The organism is Curtobacterium sp. MCBD17_026 (assembly GCF_003234895.2).
GTDB lineage: Bacteria > Actinomycetota > Actinomycetes > Actinomycetales > Microbacteriaceae > Curtobacterium > Curtobacterium flaccumfaciens.
Window position 1 is genome coordinate 3,014,153 of the sequence record NZ_CP126281.1, and the last position, 17,438, is coordinate 3,031,590.

Annotated in this window: 17 protein-coding genes and 1 pseudogene; 7 read left to right on the forward strand and 11 right to left on the reverse strand. The window is 67.3% G+C overall.

Annotation, left to right across the window (positions count from 1 at the left end; genetic code table 11):
• The first annotated feature begins 49 nt into the window (after positions 1–49).
• Positions 50–1,009, forward strand: a complete 960-nt coding sequence (locus DEI85_RS14315; RefSeq protein ID WP_111122839.1) for a putative oxygenase MesX — start codon at positions 50–52, stop codon at positions 1,007–1,009.
• 37 nt (positions 1,010–1,046) lie between these two features.
• A complete protein-coding gene (locus DEI85_RS14320; protein WP_111122838.1) occupies positions 1,047–2,096 on the forward strand; it encodes a methionine synthase in 1,050 nt (349 codons plus the stop codon).
• 629 nt (positions 2,097–2,725) lie between these two features.
• On the opposite strand, the gene DEI85_RS14325 is transcribed toward DEI85_RS14320, so the two are convergent.
• Genes DEI85_RS14325 through DEI85_RS14335 form a run of 3 tightly spaced genes read right to left on the reverse strand, consistent with a single transcriptional unit; the run spans position 2,726 to position 4,607 of the window.
• Positions 2,726–3,586: a serine hydrolase domain-containing protein gene (locus DEI85_RS14325; protein WP_258376227.1), complete on the reverse strand. Its 861-nt coding sequence runs from the start codon at positions 3,584–3,586 to the stop codon at positions 2,726–2,728.
• Complete coding sequence (locus DEI85_RS14330) at positions 3,586–3,825, reverse strand: PLD nuclease N-terminal domain-containing protein (protein ID WP_110861024.1); 240 nt, start codon at positions 3,823–3,825, stop codon at positions 3,586–3,588. Before DEI85_RS14330 ends, DEI85_RS14325 begins: the two co-directional genes overlap by 1 nt.
• 32 nt (positions 3,826–3,857) lie before the next feature.
• Entirely contained in the window at positions 3,858–4,607 is a 750-nt protein-coding gene (locus DEI85_RS14335; RefSeq protein ID WP_111090978.1) for a hypothetical protein, read from the reverse strand.
• 159 nt (positions 4,608–4,766) lie between these two features.
• Here DEI85_RS14335 and DEI85_RS14340 point away from each other — a divergent pair.
• Positions 4,767–5,341 (forward strand): annotated as a pseudogene (locus tag DEI85_RS14340) (uroporphyrinogen decarboxylase/cobalamine-independent methonine synthase family protein); the annotation flags it as partial.
• A gap of 129 nt (positions 5,342–5,470) precedes the next feature.
• Here DEI85_RS14340 and DEI85_RS14345 read toward each other — a convergent pair.
• The 3 genes from DEI85_RS14345 to DEI85_RS14355 are packed head-to-tail and all read right to left on the reverse strand — an operon-like array spanning position 5,471 to position 8,653.
• Positions 5,471–5,968: a hypothetical protein gene (locus tag DEI85_RS14345; RefSeq protein ID WP_110861037.1), complete on the reverse strand. Its 498-nt coding sequence runs from the start codon at positions 5,966–5,968 to the stop codon at positions 5,471–5,473.
• Positions 5,969–6,023: 55 nt separating this feature from the next.
• Positions 6,024–6,731: a hypothetical protein gene (locus DEI85_RS14350; RefSeq protein ID WP_284183432.1), complete on the reverse strand. Its 708-nt coding sequence runs from the start codon at positions 6,729–6,731 to the stop codon at positions 6,024–6,026.
• Positions 6,728–8,653, reverse strand: coding sequence for an alpha/beta hydrolase (locus DEI85_RS14355; RefSeq protein WP_111122836.1), 1,926 nt, complete (start codon positions 8,651–8,653; stop codon positions 6,728–6,730). The genes DEI85_RS14350 and DEI85_RS14355 overlap by 4 nt, the downstream gene beginning before the upstream one ends.
• Positions 8,654–8,952: 299 nt before the next feature.
• Here DEI85_RS14355 and DEI85_RS14360 point away from each other — a divergent pair, with 299 nt between their 5' ends.
• Both DEI85_RS14360 and DEI85_RS14365 read left to right on the forward strand, forming a co-directional pair.
• Complete coding sequence (locus DEI85_RS14360; RefSeq protein ID WP_111091020.1) at positions 8,953–9,360, forward strand: SdpI family protein; 408 nt, start codon at positions 8,953–8,955, stop codon at positions 9,358–9,360.
• Between the two features lie 8 nt (positions 9,361–9,368).
• Positions 9,369–9,794 carry a hypothetical protein gene (locus tag DEI85_RS14365; protein WP_110861048.1) on the forward strand — a complete coding sequence of 142 codons (426 nt, stop codon included), beginning with the start codon at positions 9,369–9,371 and terminating at the stop codon, positions 9,792–9,794.
• Between the two features lie 736 nt (positions 9,795–10,530).
• Here DEI85_RS14365 and nrdF read toward each other — a convergent pair.
• The 4 genes from nrdF to nrdH form a co-directional block, all read right to left on the reverse strand.
• Positions 10,531–11,505, reverse strand: coding sequence for a class 1b ribonucleoside-diphosphate reductase subunit beta (nrdF, locus tag DEI85_RS14370; protein ID WP_017886894.1), 975 nt, complete (start codon positions 11,503–11,505; stop codon positions 10,531–10,533).
• Between the two features lie 90 nt (positions 11,506–11,595).
• Complete coding sequence (gene nrdE, locus DEI85_RS14375) at positions 11,596–13,701, reverse strand: class 1b ribonucleoside-diphosphate reductase subunit alpha (RefSeq protein ID WP_110861050.1); 2,106 nt, start codon at positions 13,699–13,701, stop codon at positions 11,596–11,598.
• Positions 13,702–13,718: 17 nt separating this feature from the next.
• Complete coding sequence (nrdI, locus tag DEI85_RS14380; protein WP_027465945.1) at positions 13,719–14,135, reverse strand: class Ib ribonucleoside-diphosphate reductase assembly flavoprotein NrdI; 417 nt, start codon at positions 14,133–14,135, stop codon at positions 13,719–13,721.
• A gap of 111 nt (positions 14,136–14,246) precedes the next feature.
• A complete protein-coding gene (gene nrdH / locus DEI85_RS14385) occupies positions 14,247–14,480 on the reverse strand; it encodes a glutaredoxin-like protein NrdH (RefSeq protein ID WP_017886897.1) in 234 nt (77 codons plus the stop codon).
• A gap of 355 nt (positions 14,481–14,835) precedes the next feature.
• On the opposite strand from nrdH, the gene DEI85_RS14390 reads away from it, so the two are divergent.
• Positions 14,836–16,041 (forward strand): MFS transporter, encoded by a 1,206-nt coding sequence (locus DEI85_RS14390; protein ID WP_110861052.1) that lies wholly within the window; start codon positions 14,836–14,838, stop codon positions 16,039–16,041.
• A 191-nt stretch (positions 16,042–16,232) separates the two neighbouring features.
• Positions 16,233–17,051 carry an aldo/keto reductase gene (locus DEI85_RS14395; protein ID WP_111122835.1) on the forward strand — a complete coding sequence of 273 codons (819 nt, stop codon included), beginning with the start codon at positions 16,233–16,235 and terminating at the stop codon, positions 17,049–17,051.
• 5 nt (positions 17,052–17,056) lie between these two features.
• Here DEI85_RS14395 and DEI85_RS14400 read toward each other — a convergent pair whose 3' ends face one another.
• A complete protein-coding gene (locus DEI85_RS14400) occupies positions 17,057–17,395 on the reverse strand; it encodes a hypothetical protein (RefSeq protein ID WP_110861056.1) in 339 nt (112 codons plus the stop codon).
• Positions 17,396–17,438: the final 43 nt, after the last annotated feature.

The window sequence follows — 17,438 nt, forward strand, 5'->3', positions numbered from 1 at the left end:
CATCCTTCCCACCGTGCCCACGGGCCGCTCGACGAACAGATTGCCGACCATGGCGAACGACCTCACCTTCAGCATCACCAGGACCCGGTTCGACGAGGACTACTCCCCCGCCGACAGCTCCCGGCTGACCACGAACTTCGCCAACCTGGCGCGTGGCGAGCACCGTCAGGAGAACCTCCGTGCTGCGCTCACGATGATCGACGGGCGCGCGAACGAGCTGGCCGCGGCGCACGACCGCTACCGTCTGCAGCTCGACATCGTCTCGGTGGCGCTGGAGTTCTCAGACAGCGGGTCGGACGCGGAGTTCCCGCTGCTCGAGATGCTCGACGTCACGATCCTCGACCAGCACACCGGCGAGCGCCACCAGGGAATCCTCGGCAACAACTTCTCGTCGTACCTGCGCGACTACGACTTCTCCGTCCTGCTGCCCTCGGCGTCGTCCGGCATCCCGTCCGACTTCGGACAGCTGCACGGGGCGCTCTTCCAGCGCTTCCTGGAGTCCGACGCCTTCCGTTCGCAGTTCGATGCCGAGCCCGTCGTGTGCATCAGCGTCTCGACGAGCCAGACCTACCGCCGGAACGGCTACGTCCACCCGGTGCTCGGCGCCGAGTACGAGCACGAGCACTCCTCGCTCACCGACGACTACTTCGGCCGGATGGGCATGCGGGTCCGGTACTTCCAGCCCGCCGGAGCGGCTGCCCCGCTCGCGTTCTACACGCGCGGCGACCTGACCGGCGACTACACGGACCTCCAGCTCATCGGCACGATCGCCACCATGGAGACCTTCCAGAAGATCTACCGCCCGGAGGTCTACGCCGCGAACACCCCGGCCGGCAGCACCTACCGCCCCACCCTCGACCACACCGACTTCACGCCCACCCCGGTGACCTACGACCGCGAGGAGCGCAGCCGCCTCGGGATCACGCAGGGCCGGTGGACCGAGGAGCACCTGGTGCGGCCGCACCACGCACTCCTCGCTCGGTGGGCTGACCCCGCCCTCGCGCGCTGAATTCCTCTGCCCTTCGACTGACTGGATCGTCACTCCCATGCGCTCTCTCCTCCCCACCTCGATCGTCGGCAGCCTGCCGAAACCGTCCTGGCTCGCCGAGCCCGGACAGCTCTGGTCCCCCTGGAACCTGCAGGGGGCAGCGCTCACCGAGGGCAAGCAGGACGCACTCCGCTCCGCCGTCCACGAGCAGGAGCGCCGTGGCATCGACATCGTCAGTGACGGCGAGCAGACCCGCCAGCACTTCGTCACGACGTTCATCGAGCACCTGGACGGCGTCGACCTCGAGCGCAAGGAGACCGTCCGCATCCGCGACCGCTACGACGCGGCCGTCCCGACCGTGGTCGGTGCCGTGAGCCGCCGGGCGCCCGTGTTCGTGGACGACGCTCGCTTCCTGCGCGCACAGACCGACCGGCCGATCAAGTGGGCGCTCCCCGGCCCGATGACGATGATCGACACGCTCTCCGACCAGCACTACAAGAGCCGTGAGAAGCTGGCGTGGGAGTTCGCCACGATCCTCAACCAGGAAGCTCGCGAGCTCGAAGCCGCCGGCGTCGACATCATCCAGTTCGACGAGCCCGCCTTCACCGTCTTCCACGACGAGGTGCAGGACTGGGGCGTGGCCGCGCTCGAACGCGCAGCCGAGGGCCTGCGCGCCGAGACCGCCGTGCACATCTGTTACGGCTACGGCATCGAGGCGAACAACAAGTGGAAGGAGACGCTCGGGGCGGAGTGGCGGCAGTACGAGCAGTCCTTCCCGCTCCTGCAGCAGTCGTCCATCGACATCGTCTCGCTCGAGTGCATCCACTCCCACGTCCCCCTCGAACTCGTCGAGCTGATCCGCGGCAAGAAGGTCATGCTCGGGGCGATCGACGTCGCGACCGAGACCGTGGAGACGCCGGAGGAGGTCGCGGAGGTGCTGCGTCGGGCGCTCGAGTTCGTCGATGCCGACAAGCTCATCCCGAGCTCCAACTGCGGGATGGCGCCCCTGGCGCGGGGTGCGGCGCTGAACAAGCTCGGCGCGCTGTCCGCTGGTGCGGACATCGTGCGGGCCGAGCTCGCTCGCGTGGCGGTGCCGTCGGCCCGCTGATCGCCGCGAAACACCACGGCGGCTCTCTTCCGATCGGAAGAGAGCCGCCGTTCGTGTTGCGTCCGCCGCGTGCGCGGCTCTCGACCCGGCCTGGAGGCACGGCTGCCGTCCGGCTGCGAGGTTGCGTTTGTAACGCCCTCGCCCTTTACCGTCCCTCGACCCCGGTGACTGCCTCAGCGATCCGCTTTCAGTCCCTCGTCGGGGAAGCAGCCAGTACGGAACAACGGCCCATGCGGGCGCCGCCGCGAGAAGCCACCAAGCAGTAGGACTCAACGTCGAAGACGCCAATCCCACGATGATCAGCCAGCTCATCGCGAGAGCCGCGACGAACCCTGCGGTGACCGCGCACGAGATGCGACCTCTGCGCCGATCTCGAGCAAAAGCGGAGCCGACCGCCGCCACGAGGCACAGCGCCTGTATCGCCGCGAGCAGGATCGCGGTTCCCAACGGTGTTCCGTACCCGCTCGGGCTGCCGTCGGGGCCGAACGTCGTGGCGATCCGTTCGGGTAGTCGATCCCACCAGGCGCTGGTGAGCGCAACCTCGACGACGACGGGGAACGCGGCAACGACGGCAGCGAAGATCCCCGCTCGCCTGCGTCGGCCGCGGGCGTTGGCCATCGGTTCGTTCATCAGCCGTTGCATGTCTCCCGCGCTTCCCGCTCGATGAGCGCCGTGGCGATCGCGTCGGCCGCGCGTGGGGCCTTCGCGAGCGTGTGCACCACCGCGGTGATCCCTGCCGCGTTGGCGATGACCGCTCCTCCCGCTCGCACTTCTCCGTTGATCCAGATCGATGCTCCTTCCCGCTGCCAGCTCACCGCGCGGGAGTGCCCTGCTCCGGGTTCGAGCGCCCAATCGGCGTAGCGACAGAGATCGTCGAACGTCGACCAGACGCCGCCTGCCGCCGCGAACGACGATTCTCCGAGCGCCCACGGCTTGATCGCGCGACCGAAGAGCTTCGGCACCACCCGGTCTGCTGGAGCTGGCACGAGGACCGCCGAGCTGATCCCCGCCGGCTCGAGGACGTGCTGGCGTACAGCGGCGAACCAGTCGCCGTGTACCTCGTCGAGTACCGCACCGAGGAGGGCGTACCCCAGGTTCGAGTACACGAACTGGCCTCGGGGCGTGGCCGGTATCGCAGCCGTCAAATCCAGAGGAACCCCGACAGACACTCGGTACGGGTCGCCGAAGAGGCGGTCGCGCATCATGGCCGGAAGCCGGGGCAGACCGGAGGTGTGGTGGACGAGGTCAGCAACGGTCATCTCGGCATCGGGCACACCGGGGAGGTAGTGCACGACCGGCCGCTCGACCTCGAGTGTGACCCAGGCCGTCGTGCCCACGAGTCCCTTCGTGATGCTCCCCCACTCGAGCATCGAGGCGGTGTCGTACGGCCCTCGGGACTCACGGACCGTTCGCCAGCCGTCAGCCGCGCGAAGACTCGCGCGCCAGTGTCCAGATGGCGTCCGTGAATCTCGCGCGACGGCTCCGACCACTACGAGCCGAACCCATCACCGTTGACTTCGGTCGACCGCTCGCGGCGCCGTGCTACGAACCACGTTGCCGGCCCGATGATCGGGATGAAGAGGACGACGAGGGTCCATGCGATCAAGCGACGGCCGGAGGTCGACCCGGATCGCATCAGCGAGATGAACGCTGCGAGTGCGAGGAACAGAGCGACGAGTGACACGGTCATCAGCACTCCGTCGAGCGCTGTCGGAACGAGCGGGTTCATGGTCTATTCCTCCGTCCAAGACGTCAATTCGTTCACTCCCAGCGGTTGTAGGTGATCGCGCCGTTGCCCTTGGCGCTGAGCCGCTGGACCGCGGAGTACGTGCTCCACGCAATCGTTCCCCATGGGGTCGGCACGCCACGCTTCACGACGACCTTGCACTTCGCGGTGGCCTGCCCGCCACTGATGTAGCCGCTGCTCTTGGAGGTCGTCACCTGAGTGAACGGCTGCACGTTCCTGACGACCGTGCACGAGTATCCGAGCATCTTCCTCGCCGTAGTACCGCTGTACTCGTACGACATCGAAACCTTCGTCTCGGTGAGCCTGATTCCAGCGAAGGCGAACCACTGTGTGCCCCAGGAGGACCGCGATGCCGCCCTGGTCCCCACCCCGACGCCATCCTCGCTTCGCTCGGCCCCCGACGATTCCACCTCACCCCACTCAAAGTCCCCGCTCGTGCGAACGGTCGCCGGGCCAAGCACTCTCTCGTCGGAGGCGGCAGTTGCGGCAGACGCAACAGCCGGATCCAAGAAGTACGAGGCGAGCTCGTGTCGCTGTTCAGCGTTGAGGTGGTCGAAGGCCGCGACGTCAGACGAGGCTCCGGAAGCAACGAGGTCGGCGCGGATAGCCGACAACACTGCAGACGGCGTTCGCGGAGCGGCAACGTCACCGGCGGCGGGCGGTGCGGCCGCGGCGTTGGCTGGCGCGGCACCAATGATGGAGGTGGCGACGACGGCGCACACTGCGCCGATCGAGACGATCCGCCCGTAGGTCGACTGCTTCATGAAACTTCCCCTCTCTCTCCGGCCCCAACGCCGGGTCTCGTCGTCGGCGGCGTTGCCGACAATGAGCAGTCAACTCACCAATACATCAGATATACAACTTCAGAAGTGACCCGGGCGTGTCGTCTCCGGACTCAGCGAGAGGGCCTGCGGAGGTGGACGATCTGCAACCACGAAGCGCGCGAGCTCCAGGACGCGGGCGTCGACATCATCCAGTTCGACGAGACCGCCTTCACCGTCTTCCACGACGAGGTGCAGGACTGGGGCGTGGCCGCGCTCGAGCGCGCCACCGAAGGACTCCACGCTGAGACCGGGGTGCACATCTGTTACGGCTACGGCATCGAGGCGAACAACAAGTGGAAGGAAACGCTCGGCGCCGAGTGGCGGCAGTACGAGCAGTCCTTCCCGCTGCTGCAGCAGTCGTCCATCGACATCGTCTCGCTGGAGTGCATCCACTCAAACGTCCCGCTCGAGCTCGTCGAGCTGATCCGCGGGAAGAAGGTCATGCTCGGGCGATCGACGTCGCGACCGAGACCGTGGAGACGCCGGAGGAGGTCGCGGAGGTGCTGCGTCGGGCGCTCGAGTTCGTCGATGCCGACAAGCTCATCCCCAGTTCGAACTGCGGGATGGCTCCCCTGGCGCGGGGTGCAGCGCTGGACAAGCTCAGTGCGCTGTCCGCTGGTGCGGACATCGTGCGGGCCGAGCTCGCTCGCGTGGCGGTGCCGGCTGCGCGCTAGCGTCCCGGTCCGACCGGACGGCTCGCCTCGGCAACGGGGCGGGCCGTCTTCCATGTCGCGCCCGGCAGGGGCTCGCGTCGCGGGCAGGTCTGGAGGCGCGGCTCGGTTCCGGTGGTCAGGTTGCGGTCGTCACTCCTGACTGTCGAGGCTCATCTTCTCGAAGTCCCCCGCGACGCACTGCGAGCTGCCGTCGATCGTGTACCCGCGGGGATCCGCGCGGAAGTCGGAGGAGCTCACCGGACCGCCCCTGCCCCGGACGCCGAGGATCGGGTCCTCGCCGCCGGTCTGGTACCGCTCGGTCGTGACCCCGAGTTCCTTCCAGTGCTGTTCCACCGCCTTGACGTCGGCCTTCGGGTCAGCGCTCGCGGAGCGGACCATGGCGTAGACGTACTGGACGCCCCCTTGCCCCAGACCCCGGCCGCACTTCCCGAGCCCCGGACCGTCGCTTACTTCCCAGCCGTCCCCCACCACGTCGGTCGAGCCCTCGACGAACGTGGCGATGGACTCCTTCGCCTGCTCGGGAGTCTTCCCGATGCCGGCGCTGCAGCCGGAGAGGACGACCACCATGAGCAGTGCGGCTGCGGTCGCTCGGCGGCCGGTGACGGCCCTCCACCGAGTGAGTGCCACGCGGGAGTTCCTCGCAGACCGGTCGGCGTCTGCGAGGCGCACCCTCGTCCGGAGATCAGCGCTGCCGGACAGGATCGCTCCACTTCGGGAACGGCTCCGAGACACCCGGCTCGGATTCATCGGGGAAGTCGGCGGGGTCGCGCAGTGCGATCGCCTTGATGAGCTCCGGAGCATCGTGTGCCCAGAACGCCTCGCTGTACACCCCGAGCGAGTACTGCCCGTTCGGCCGCACGTTCCAGGTCACCCACCATCCGTCACTGGTGTCGGCCCGCACCTCGTGATCCGTACCGACCTTCGCGCTGCTCCAGCGCCACCCTTCTTCATCGAAGTAGCGCTGCATCGGATCGAGGTCCTCCACCGCGCCGGTCGCACCCTCCGGTTCGATGATCCGTACGGCTCGGAACGCGTAGGAGTTCTCGTCGGTCGCACCCTCCGGCGCCTTGCCGAACGCGTCGTCGCCTGCGGGCAGAGGACGGACGTCTCCGCCGTTCCAGTACCACGTGCCGTCCGAGATCTGTCGTTGTGCGGCTGCGAGCACGGCCTGCCCGTGCTCGTACCGCTCGCCAGCCAGCTCGAACTCGTCCTGCAACGAGAGATCGGCTACCTGCGCCTGAGTCTTGCCTGCAGCGTCTTGCGCGTCCTGTCCGGTCACGTCGCCTCCTCTGCTTGCGCCGCCTGAGACGCATCCGGTCGTCGCGAGCACCACGGCCGCGAGCATGGTCACGATCGCGCCGCGCAGTCGGGGACGAATCTTGACTCTCATGGCCCCATCTTCCCGTCTGCGACGATCTGCGCCAGCGTGCGGAGCGTGGTCGAGTCATTCGAGAGGTACCCGACGTCGTCCGAATCGGAGTCGTGCCACATGTCGTGGCCCGTCACCCCTCTCGTACCCTCGGCTGCTTCCGAGGAGAACTCCTGCACGCCGTCGAACCCGAGCGGATCTGCCCGGGTCGCCACGCCCAGCCATTGACCGACCGGCGCGAACGGATCGTCCTTCGCGGCCGTCACGTACACGTTCGCGGCGTGGACGTCGTCGATCTCGGTCCCGCGCGGGAAGCCGACGGACCCGTACGACACGAACGAGTCGACCTGGTGTTCCGTCAACTGAAGCCCCTGCACCGCGGTGGTGGAGCCGTACGAGTGCGCTGCAACCGTGAAGGTGTCGGGGCCACCGTCCGACCTGCTGTCGAAGACACCGTCCACGAAGGAGGCCAGTTGGCCTGCGCCGGATTCCGATCGGTCGGGTGCGCCCACCTCCGCCGGGTTCGGCGCGTGGTAGCCAACCCAGGAAACGACGGCGTAGGTCTGCGATCGGTCATCGCTGTGCGCCTGGCGCAACAATCCCTCGGCGGCCACGACGCGCTCGCCCATGCCAGCCACGTCCGAGTTCATCCCCGGCACGTTCACCGTCACGTTCTTCGCCTTGTCGAGGTTCCCAAGCGACACGGCGGCGACCAGCGCACCGTCGTGCTCCCCGAATCCAACGAGTTGCGCCGTCTTGGACGCCGCAGGGCCGGGGAGTGTCTCAGCGCTGAGGTCGGCCGCGTCGACGGCCTCCTGCAGCGCGTTGACCTGTTCCTCGAAGTCCGACCGGCCGATGCGCTTCTCGCCGAAGCCCATGAGCGTGTACACGCGCTCCGGATCCCGCACCGCCGCTGCAAGCACGGCTCGTGACGCGATGTCGCGCTTCGCAGCAGGGATGCCGTCGAGGTTTGCGAGCAGGTACTGCGTCGCCAACGGCAAGGACTCGATGTACTCGTCCGTCTGCGGGACCTTCGCCCAAGCCGCGGCGACCTCGGCAGGGGTCAGACCCGGCCGGAGCAGCTCGGACAGCGCTGGCGACGCGGTCGCCGTCGCCACGGCGTCGAGCGTCAGGTCCGGGAGAGCGCCGCCGCCAGCGCGGTCGAAGGCGTTCGCGATGCCTTCGATCCAGCTCGCCTCCAGGGCGTTCTCGGCCATCAGCTGGTCGAACCCCGCCACGACTGTCGAACCCTGGACCGGCACCCACGAGCAAGCCGAGCAGAAGCGGGTCCAGGCGTTCTTCACCCGGATCAGGTGCTGCCCAGCGCTGCCGTCGGCCGCTCTGCTGGCCCCGACGAACGTCAGGAGCGCATCAGGATCCGCGGAGGACGTGCTTCCCGAGCTCCCGCCAGCCGTGCGCGGGCGCGCCCTCGGCAGGAACGTTGCCGTGACCGGGGTCGGGTGCACAGCCGTGTCATCCGGACGTCGGTCGATCACGCCGTCGATGTAGGCCGACGCCACAGCGAGCGGATCCCCGGACGCGCGACGCTGCTCACGCTCCTCCTCACGCGCACTCCAATCGCGCGATTCCCGGAGTCGGCGCCGCTCGGATTCAGCCTCGCGTTTCGCCCGATCGATCGATGTCTTGAGGTCAGCGAAGACACCGGCGAGACGCTGCGTGTCCTCCGACCGGATCGTGCTGTCGGTCGTGAAGAGCGTCGCGTAGCTGCCGCGGAAGTCCCGAACCGCCGCCTCGACTCGCACCCGATCCGCCATAGCCTGCGACCGCAGGTCCCCGGAAGCCCCCTCCGCAGCAGCGATGAGGGCATCGGCTGCCCCGTCATCGAACACAATCGACACGCACACCCCCGTGTGGACCGCGATCTGTACTACGACACTACTGGACGGCCGATGACCCTGCGCAACCAGGCGGTCGACGGGCATCGCGGATCCTCGTCGGACCTCGCGGCAATCCGGAGGTGCGATGGGCCAGTTCAGCGACGGTCGTCTGAGGATCGGACCCGCCCGGGAGGGAGCGTACGACCGGCCGATCCAGTTCCAGCGAGAGCGCAGCCGTCGTCCGGTGAGCCCCTTCGTGATGCTTCCCCTCTCGGGCAGCCATCTCTCGACGTTCAGTCGAGTCGGCTCGCGGCCGGTCCCCAGCCATCAGCGTCGGGACGCTCGCTCGCCACCGAGCGTCCGGAATGTTGCCGTTCATGCTCCAGGGCGTTAGCGTCGTCACCATGCCCGGAGCCATGGTGTCCGCACTCGCCCTCGAGATCGGCGGAGCGGTCCTCGTGATGTGGTTGACGTGGCGAGCTGCGACCGGGCAGCTCGGCCGGAACGACCTCGCCGGCGTCCGGACGCGCGTCACGATGTCCAGCGACGACGCCTGGCGGACCGGGCACCGAGCGGCGCTGCCTCCGACGCTGATCTCGGGCGTGATCACCGTCCTCTGGTGCGCGGTGTGCATCCTCGTGCCCGCGCTCCGCACCCCCGCCCCGGTGATCGTCGCGTCGGTCATCTTCGTGGGCGGCGCAGCCCTCTCCGTTCCTGCTGCCCACCTCGCGGTACGCCGAGCGGCGCTCGAGGATCAGACCGGTCACGAGGACGCGCAGACTGACTCACCGGCGTCAGGCCGAGGGCGTTGACTGCACACATGATCACGAAGGACCAGATCCACGAAGTGGAGCACGCGACCGTCCGAGACCGCGACGGCGCGTCGGTAGGCAAGGTCGCGCAGGTGTTCCCCTCCGACGAGCACGGCAGCGCCGCGTTCGTCAGCGTCACGACCGGACTCCGCGGGGGTCACACCACGCTCGTCCCGGTCGAGGACGCCACCTTCGACGGCACGGACCTGCACGTCGGGTACACGAAGAGCGCGGTCAAGGGTGCGCCGTCCGCCGGAGCCGGGAACACCTTGTCCGTCACCGAGGCGAACGCCGTCCGCAAGCACTTCGGGTTGTCCCCCGCGGGCAAGGCGACCGGTGACATGGGCGACCCGCGCGAAAACCTCGACCAGGCCGACACCGGCCCGGCGGGCGCAGACGACACCGAGGGCGCGGGAACGACGCCGCCAGCGTGAGCGGTTGTCGGCCCGCGCCGTCGCGCCCGCTGGAGGCGTGCCTCCAGACCCGGACTGGAGGCACGGCCGCGGCCCGCCCCACCGGTCACGTCGCGGCGGCGTCACCCCGGTGCTTGACGACGCTCAGTTCCAGGGACCGTCCGCGGTCGCGAGGTGCTCTTCGCCGAGCGGAGTGATCGGCAACAGTCAGCGGACTTCACGACGGTCTTCGCTGCGGTCGCCAAGCGTGGTCGTGTGTTGTGCGCCGTGCGCTCGAACGCTAGCGGCGACTTCGCTGGCTCGCGCAGTCTTTCCTGGACACCGAGCATCTGACCGGCTCGACAAACGGACCGAGTTCAACCAGTGGCAAGACCGGAAGACCGAGGATGACGTCAGGGAAGCAGGGACTAGGCCCCACTTCAGACCTATCACGCCGCGCGGAAGGCGGGTGGCGCTGTATGCATACGCCACTTCGCGGCGCCAGGTCTCCGCCGAGCTGTCACTCGTCCGGGAGTCCCATAGGGATCCCAAACTCGGTTGGCGAGACCCCCAGATCCGCCTGAGCCCGACGCACAGCTCTCGGCGATGCCGGCCGCTCGGTTGAGGCTGTTTGGTAAACGCTGCCGGCACGATCAGCAACCCAAGCAACATCCTCTTGTTGCGTTGCAGGCGTCGTCCAGGGGCCTCGGCTTCGAAGCACACGGAAACGCCCCGCCAGGCCGAAGCCAGCGGGGCGTCCCCACGAGTCAGACCAGGGTCAGAAGTCCCAGTCCTCGTCCTCAGTGTTGACGGCCTTGCCGATGACGTACGACGACCCGGACCCCGAGAAGAAGTCGTGGTTCTCGTCCGCGTTCGGCGACAGGGCGGAGAGGATGGCCGGGTTCACGTCCGTGATGTTCTTCGGGAACATCGGCTCGTAGCCCAGGTTCATCAGCGCCTTGTTGGCGTTGTAGTGCAGGAACTTCTTGACATCCTCGGTCAGACCGACCTCGTCGTAGAGGTCCTGCGTGTACTGCACCTCGTTCTCGTACATCTCGAACAGCAGCGAGAACGTGTAGTCCTTGAGCTCGTCGCGCTCGGCCTGCGTGAGGGTCTCGAGGCCCTTCTGGTACTTGTACCCGATGTAGTACCCGTGGACGGCTTCGTCACGGATGATCAGGCGGATCAGGTCGGCGGTGTTCGTGAGCTTGGCGCGCGACGACCAGTGCATCGGCAGGTAGAAGCCCGAGTAGAACAGGAACGACTCGAGCAGCGTCGAGGCGACCTTGCGCTTCAGCGGGTTGTCGCCCTGGTAGTAGTCCATCACGATGGACGCCTTCTTCTGCAGGTTCGGGTTCTCCTCGGACCAGCGGAAGGCCTCGTCGATCTCACGGGTCGACGCGAGGGTCGAGAAGATCGACGAGTAGGACTTGGCGTGCACCGACTCCATGAACGCGATGTTCGTGTAGACGGCTTCCTCGTGCGGGGTGATCGCGTCGGGGATGAGCGACACGGCGCCGACGGTGCCCTGGATGGTGTCGAGCAGGGTGAGACCGGTGAACACACGCATGGTCAGGGTCTGCTCGGCCGGCGTCAGCGTGTTCCACGACTGCACGTCGTTCGACAGCGGCACCTTCTCGGGCAGCCAGAAGTTGTTGACGAGACGGTTCCAGACCTCGACGTCCTTGTCGTCCTGGATGCGGTTCCAGTTGATGGCCTGGACCCGATCAATGAGCTTCAGCTTCTCGACCAACGTGTGTTCCTTACAGAGATGGTGACTAAGTGACGGACTGGAGGCGCGGTGCGGGTTGGCACCGCGCCTCCAGGGAGCAGAGCGGCAGCTCTACAGCATGCAGCTGACGCAGCCCTCGACCTCCGTGCCCTCCAGCGCGAGCTGGCGGAGACGGATGTAGTAGATCGTCTTGATGCCCTTGCGCCATGCGTAGATCTGCGCCTTGTTGATGTCACGCGTGGTGGCGGTGTCCTTGAAGAACAGCGTCAGGGACAGGCCCTGGTCCACGTGCTGCGTCGCCGCGGCGTACGTGTCGATGATCTTCTCCGGGCCGATCTCGTACGCGTCCTGGTAGTAGTCCAGGTTGTCGTTCGTCATGAACGGCGCCGGGTAGTAGACGCGGCCGAGCTTGCCTTCCTTGCGGATCTCGATCTTCGACGCGATCGGGTGGATCGACGACGTCGAGTGGTTGATGTACGAGATCGAACCGGTCGGCGGGACGGCCTGCAGGTTCTGGTTGTAGATGCCGTGCTCCTGGACGGACGCCTTCAGCGCCTTCCAGTCGTCCTGCGTCGGGATCGTGATGTTCGCGTTGTCGAAGAGCGAGGCAACACGAGCGGTCGCGGGGGTCCACGTCTGGTCGGTGTACTTGTCGAAGAACTCACCCGACGCGTACTTCGAGTCGCGGAAGCCGTCGAAGGTCTCGCCCGTCTCGATCGCGATCTTGTTCGACGCGCGCAGGGCGTGGAACAGCACCGTGTAGAAGTAGATGTTCGTGAAGTCGATGCCCTCTTCGGAGCCGTAGTAGACGCGCTCACGAGCGAGGTAGCCGTGCAGGTTCATCTGGCCGAGGCCGATGGCGTGCGACTTGTCGTTGCCGTCCTCGACGGAACGCACCGAGGTGATGTGCGACATCTGCGAGACCGAGGTCAGGCCGCGGATGGCGGTCTCGATGGTCTTGCCGAAGTCGGGCGAGTCCATCGTCAGCGCGATGTTCAGCGAGCCGAGGTTGCAGGAGATGTCCTTGCCGATCTCCTTGTAGGACAGGTCCTCGTTGAAGGTCGTCGGGGTGTTGACCTGCAGGATCTCCGAGCACAGGTTGGACATGTTGATCCGACCCTTGATCGGGTTGGCCTTGTTCACCGTGTCCTCGAACACGATGTACGGGTAGCCCGACTCGAACTGGATCTCGGCGATGGTCGTGAAGAAGTCACGCGCCTTGATCTTCGTCTTCTTGATGCGCGAGTCGTCGACCATCGCGCGGTAGTTCTCGGAGATCGGGACGTCGCCGAAGGGGACGCCGTAGACCTTCTCGACGTCGTACGGCGAGAACAGGTACATGTCCTCGTTGTTCTTCGCGAGCTCGAACGTGATGTCCGGCACGACGACGCCGAGGGACAGCGTCTTGATGCGGATCTTCTCGTCGGCGTTCTCGCGCTTGGTGTCGAGGAACTTCATGATGTCCGGGTGGTGTGCGCTGAGGTAGACCGCGCCGGCACCCTGACGCGCACCGAGCTGGTTCGCGTAGGAGAAGGAGTCTTCCAGCAGCTTCATCACGGGGATGATGCCCGAGGACTGGTTCTCGATCTGCTTGATCGGGGCGCCGGCCTCGCGGATGTTGGAGAGGAGCAGGGCCACGCCGCCGCCGCGCTTCGAGAGCTGCAGCGAGGAGTTGATGCCGCGCGAGATCGACTCCATGTTGTCCTCGATGCGGAGCAGGAAGCAGGAGACGAGCTCGCCGCGCTGTGCCTTCGCCGTGTTGAGGAACGTGGGGGTCGCGGGCTGGAAGCGGCCGGCGACGATCTCTTCGACCAGGTCGATGGCGAGCTGCTCGTTGCCCTGGGCCAGGCCGAGGGCGGTCATGACGACGCGGTCCTCGAAGCGCTCGAGGTAGCGCTTGCCGTCGAACGTCTTGAGCGTGTAGCTCGTGTAGTACTTGAACGCGCCGAGGAACGTCTGGAACCGGAACTTCTTCGAGTACGCCAGGTCGTTGAGTCGCTGGATGAAGTCCAGCGAGTACATGTCGATCGTGGCTTTTTCGTAGTACTCGTTCTCGACCAGGTAGTCGAGCCGCTCCTTCAGGTTGTGGAAGAAGACGGTGTTCTGGTTGACGTGCTGCAGGAAGAACTGCTTGGCGGCCTCACGATCCTTGTCGAACTGGATGTTCCCGTCCGCGTCGTAGAGGTTGAGCATCGCGTTGAGGGAGTGGTAGTCCATCCCCGTCTGCGGCGACGTCAGATCGACGTCTGCAACTGCTGCGTCCAAAATGCATCCAATCCTGAGTTGACCGCCGACACGTCGTCAGGGGTCCCGAAGAGTTCAAACCTGTACAGAAGGGGGACGTTGCACTTCTGCGCGATGACGTCCCCTGCGAGGCCGTACGCCTCGCCGAAGTTCGTGTTGCCACCCACCACCACGCCGCGGATGAGCGAGCGGTTGTGGGCGTCGTTGAGGAACTTGATGACCTGCTTGGGGACTGCACCCTCGCCGTTGCCGCCACCGTAGGTGGGCAGGACCAGGACGTAGGGCTCGTCGACGTGCAGGAACGGTTCGCTCGGGTAGAGCGGGATCCGGTCCGCGTCGCGGCCGAGCTTCTCGACGAAGCGCGCGGTGTACCCGGACACGCTCGAGAAGTAGACCAATCGGCTCATGGTGCGCTCCTCTCGAGAAGGTGCGGAACAGGCGGACCGGCGGGTGTCCTGCGGGCGATCGCCGGGCCTCCTGAACGGGACCGGGGTGACCGTCCGCAGGACGGGAGACGACTACGCCAGTTCGGCGCTGAGGGTCGCGATCTTGTCGGGGCGGAAGCCCGACCAGTGGTCGTCGTCCGTGACGACGACGGGGGCCTGCATGTAGCCCAGGCTCTTGACGTGCTCGAGCGCTGCTTCGTCCGTGGAGACGTCGTGCACTTCGTACTCGATGCCCTTGTTGTCGAGGGCCCGGTACGTCGCGGTGCACTGGACGCAGGACGGCTTGGTGTAGACGGTGACGGCCATGTTCTCCCCTGGTTCCTACTGGTTTCTGCTGTGCTGTGGAGGTGGTGCTGATGTCTGTCCGCAGTCGTGTCCGGGAGGGGCCGCTGCGATGTCTCCACACTACATCTAGTGGCTAGCCGCAGCACCGACCACAAGAGGAAGTGTTACAGCCATGTAGTTCTCCACAACGTCCTCCACAGTCTGTGGATTCCCGGGAGGCCCGAGATTCCGCCAGTCTCCGGCCGACCACCGACACTTCCCCACACCGGTGGACAGTCCCGATCCACATGTGTGGAATCAGCGCATCGGCGTGTCGCGAACCGCCCCTCCCCAGGACGGGGGACAGCCCCTTCCGGCCGGTCCGTACACTCGTCTCGTGAGTACGTACGGGCCCCTCCTGAAGACCCCTGGCGTGGGTCGTGTCATCGCCGCACAGCTCACCGCACGGTTCCCGTTCGGCATGCTGTCGCTGGCGTACCTGCTGCACGTCGAGCACGTGTTCGATTCCTACGGCGCCGCCGGGCTGGTGCTCGCGACGACGAGCATCGGGCAGGCGATCGCCGGGCCGCTGACCAGCCGGTGGATGGGCAGCTGGGGCATGCGCCCCGTCCTCATCCTGACGAGCATCGTCGCGCTCGTGAGCATGGTGGTCATCGCGTTCGTGTACATGCCGCTCTGGGGGTACGTGGTGGTCGGGTTCCTCGGCGGCCTGGCGGTCCCGCCCGTGCAGCCCGCGGTGCGCACCATCTACCCGAAGATGGTGACGTCGGCGCAGCTCACGCCCCTCTTCTCCCTCGACGCCAGCGCGCAGGAGCTCATCTGGGTCGCCGGCCCGGTCATCACCACCTTCGTCGCCACCCAGGTCGGCACGGTCGAGGCGATCGTCGTCGCGATGGTGTTCCTGGTCGTCGGCGGCGCGTGGTTCATCGCCTCCCCCGAGCTCGGCCGCGTCCGCATCCCCCGATCGAAGCGCGCCTTCGGTGTCGTGCTGAAGCGCCCCTCGGTCGTCGTCGCCACCCTGACCGGCCTGCTGCTGATCGGAGCGTGCGCCGCGGTCGAGGCGAGCGTCACCAGCGTCTTCGGCGAGGGCAGCCCGAACGCCGGCATCGTCCTCGCGGTGTTCGCGGTCGGTTCGCTCGCCGGCGGCCTGGCGTTCGGCCACCGCCCGATCTCGCGCAACACCCTGTGGACGCGCATGGCGGTCGTCTTCGTCGGCCTCACCCTGGCGCTCGGCGGCACGGGCTTCTGGTGGCTCTGCCTCGCCCTGGTCATCGCGGGTGTGGGCATCGCACCGGCCCTCGCGGTGATGTTCGGTTCGGTCTCCGCCACCGTCAAGTTCTCCGACACGGCGGAGGCCTACGGCTGGATGGGCACCGGCCAACTGATCGGTGCCGCGGGCGGTTCGGCGATCGCCGGGTTCCTGATCGACGGCAGCGGCCCCGTCGGAGGCTTCACCGTCGGCGCAGTGATGGCCGGGCTGGGCGTGCTGCTCCCCCTGGCGATGCGGAGCTGGCTGCCCGACCTGCGCGGCCGTGACGCCAGCCCGCTCCCCGACACCGAGCCGGTGCACCTGCCGACCTGAGCGGCGGGCTGTTTCGGGCGTACCTGGTCGAAACGGGCGTACCTGGTCGGAAGTTCTGACCAGGTACGCCCGTTTCCACTTGCCATCGCGGCCGGTACGGGAAGGAACGTGCGCCCGGCGCACGGGTCGCGTTCTCCACAGATGGCCTGGAGGCCCGGCGCGCGCCCGCCAGGCACCGGCAGGATGGGTGCATGGTCACCTCAGTCCCCCTGCGCGACGGCCGCTCGATCCCCGGGATCGGCTTCGGCGTCTACAAGGTCGACGATGCCGAAGCAGAGACGGCGGTCGGTCTCGCCCTCGACGCCGGCTACCGGCACGTCGACACCGCCGAGATGTACGGCAACGAGACCGGCGTCGGCAACGCGATCCGCGCCTCCAGGGTGGACCGTGACGACGTCTTCGTGACGACCAAGGTGTGGAACGACCACCAGGGGCGCGACACGACCCTGCGGGCGTTCGACGGCAGCCTCGAGCGGCTGGGGCTCGACGCCGTCGACCTCTACCTGATCCACTGGCCGGCCGCCGCGAACGACCGCTACGTCGAGACCTGGCGGGCGCTGGTGGAACTGCGTGAGTCGGGGCGGGCACGGAGCATCGGTGTCTCGAACTTCCAGGTGCCGCACCTGCAGCGGCTCATCGACGAGACCGGCGAGGTGCCGGCGCTGAACCAGGTCGAACGCCACCCGTGGCTGCCGCAGCGCGAGCTCATCGCGTTCCACGAGCAGCACGACATCGTCACCGGGGCGTGGTCGCCGCTCGGTCGTGGGCGCCTGATCGACGAGCCGGTGCTGACGGGCATCGCCGACGCGCACGGCGTGAGCGTGGCGCAGGTGCTCGTGCGGTGGAACGTGCAGCAAGGCGTCGTGGTGCTGCCGAAGTCGGTCACGCCGTCACGGATCCGGTCGAACCTCGACGTCGACGGCTTCGAGCTCACCGACGACGAGCTCGCGGCGATCGCGACGCTCGAGTCCGGGCAGCGGACGGGCTCCCACCCGGACTCGGTGTCGTAGCCGAGCTAGCCCCGGCGGTCCTCCTCGGACTGCCACGGCAGGTGCAGGTCGCCGGGTTCCGGCTCCACGTCGCCGGCGTCGTCCGCACCGCCGGTCCCGGGGGCCGCGATGACCCTGGACGGGTCGATGCCGTCCTCACGCAGGTCGGCGTCGTCGCGTTGCTTCGTCTGGGATGCGTCCATCTCACGCTCGCTCGACGGGCTGTACGACGTGTCGGCTGCCCGCTGCTCGCGGTCGCTGACCCCGTCGACGTCGTCGCTGTGAGCGGCGTCGCGGAGCGCGTCGTTGCGTGCTCGGTCGTCGGACGGCTCGGGGCCGGGGGCGTTCGGGATGCTGTCGCTCATGGTGTTTCCTCCTGCAGCGGACGCTAGTCCTCGGCCCGTGTAA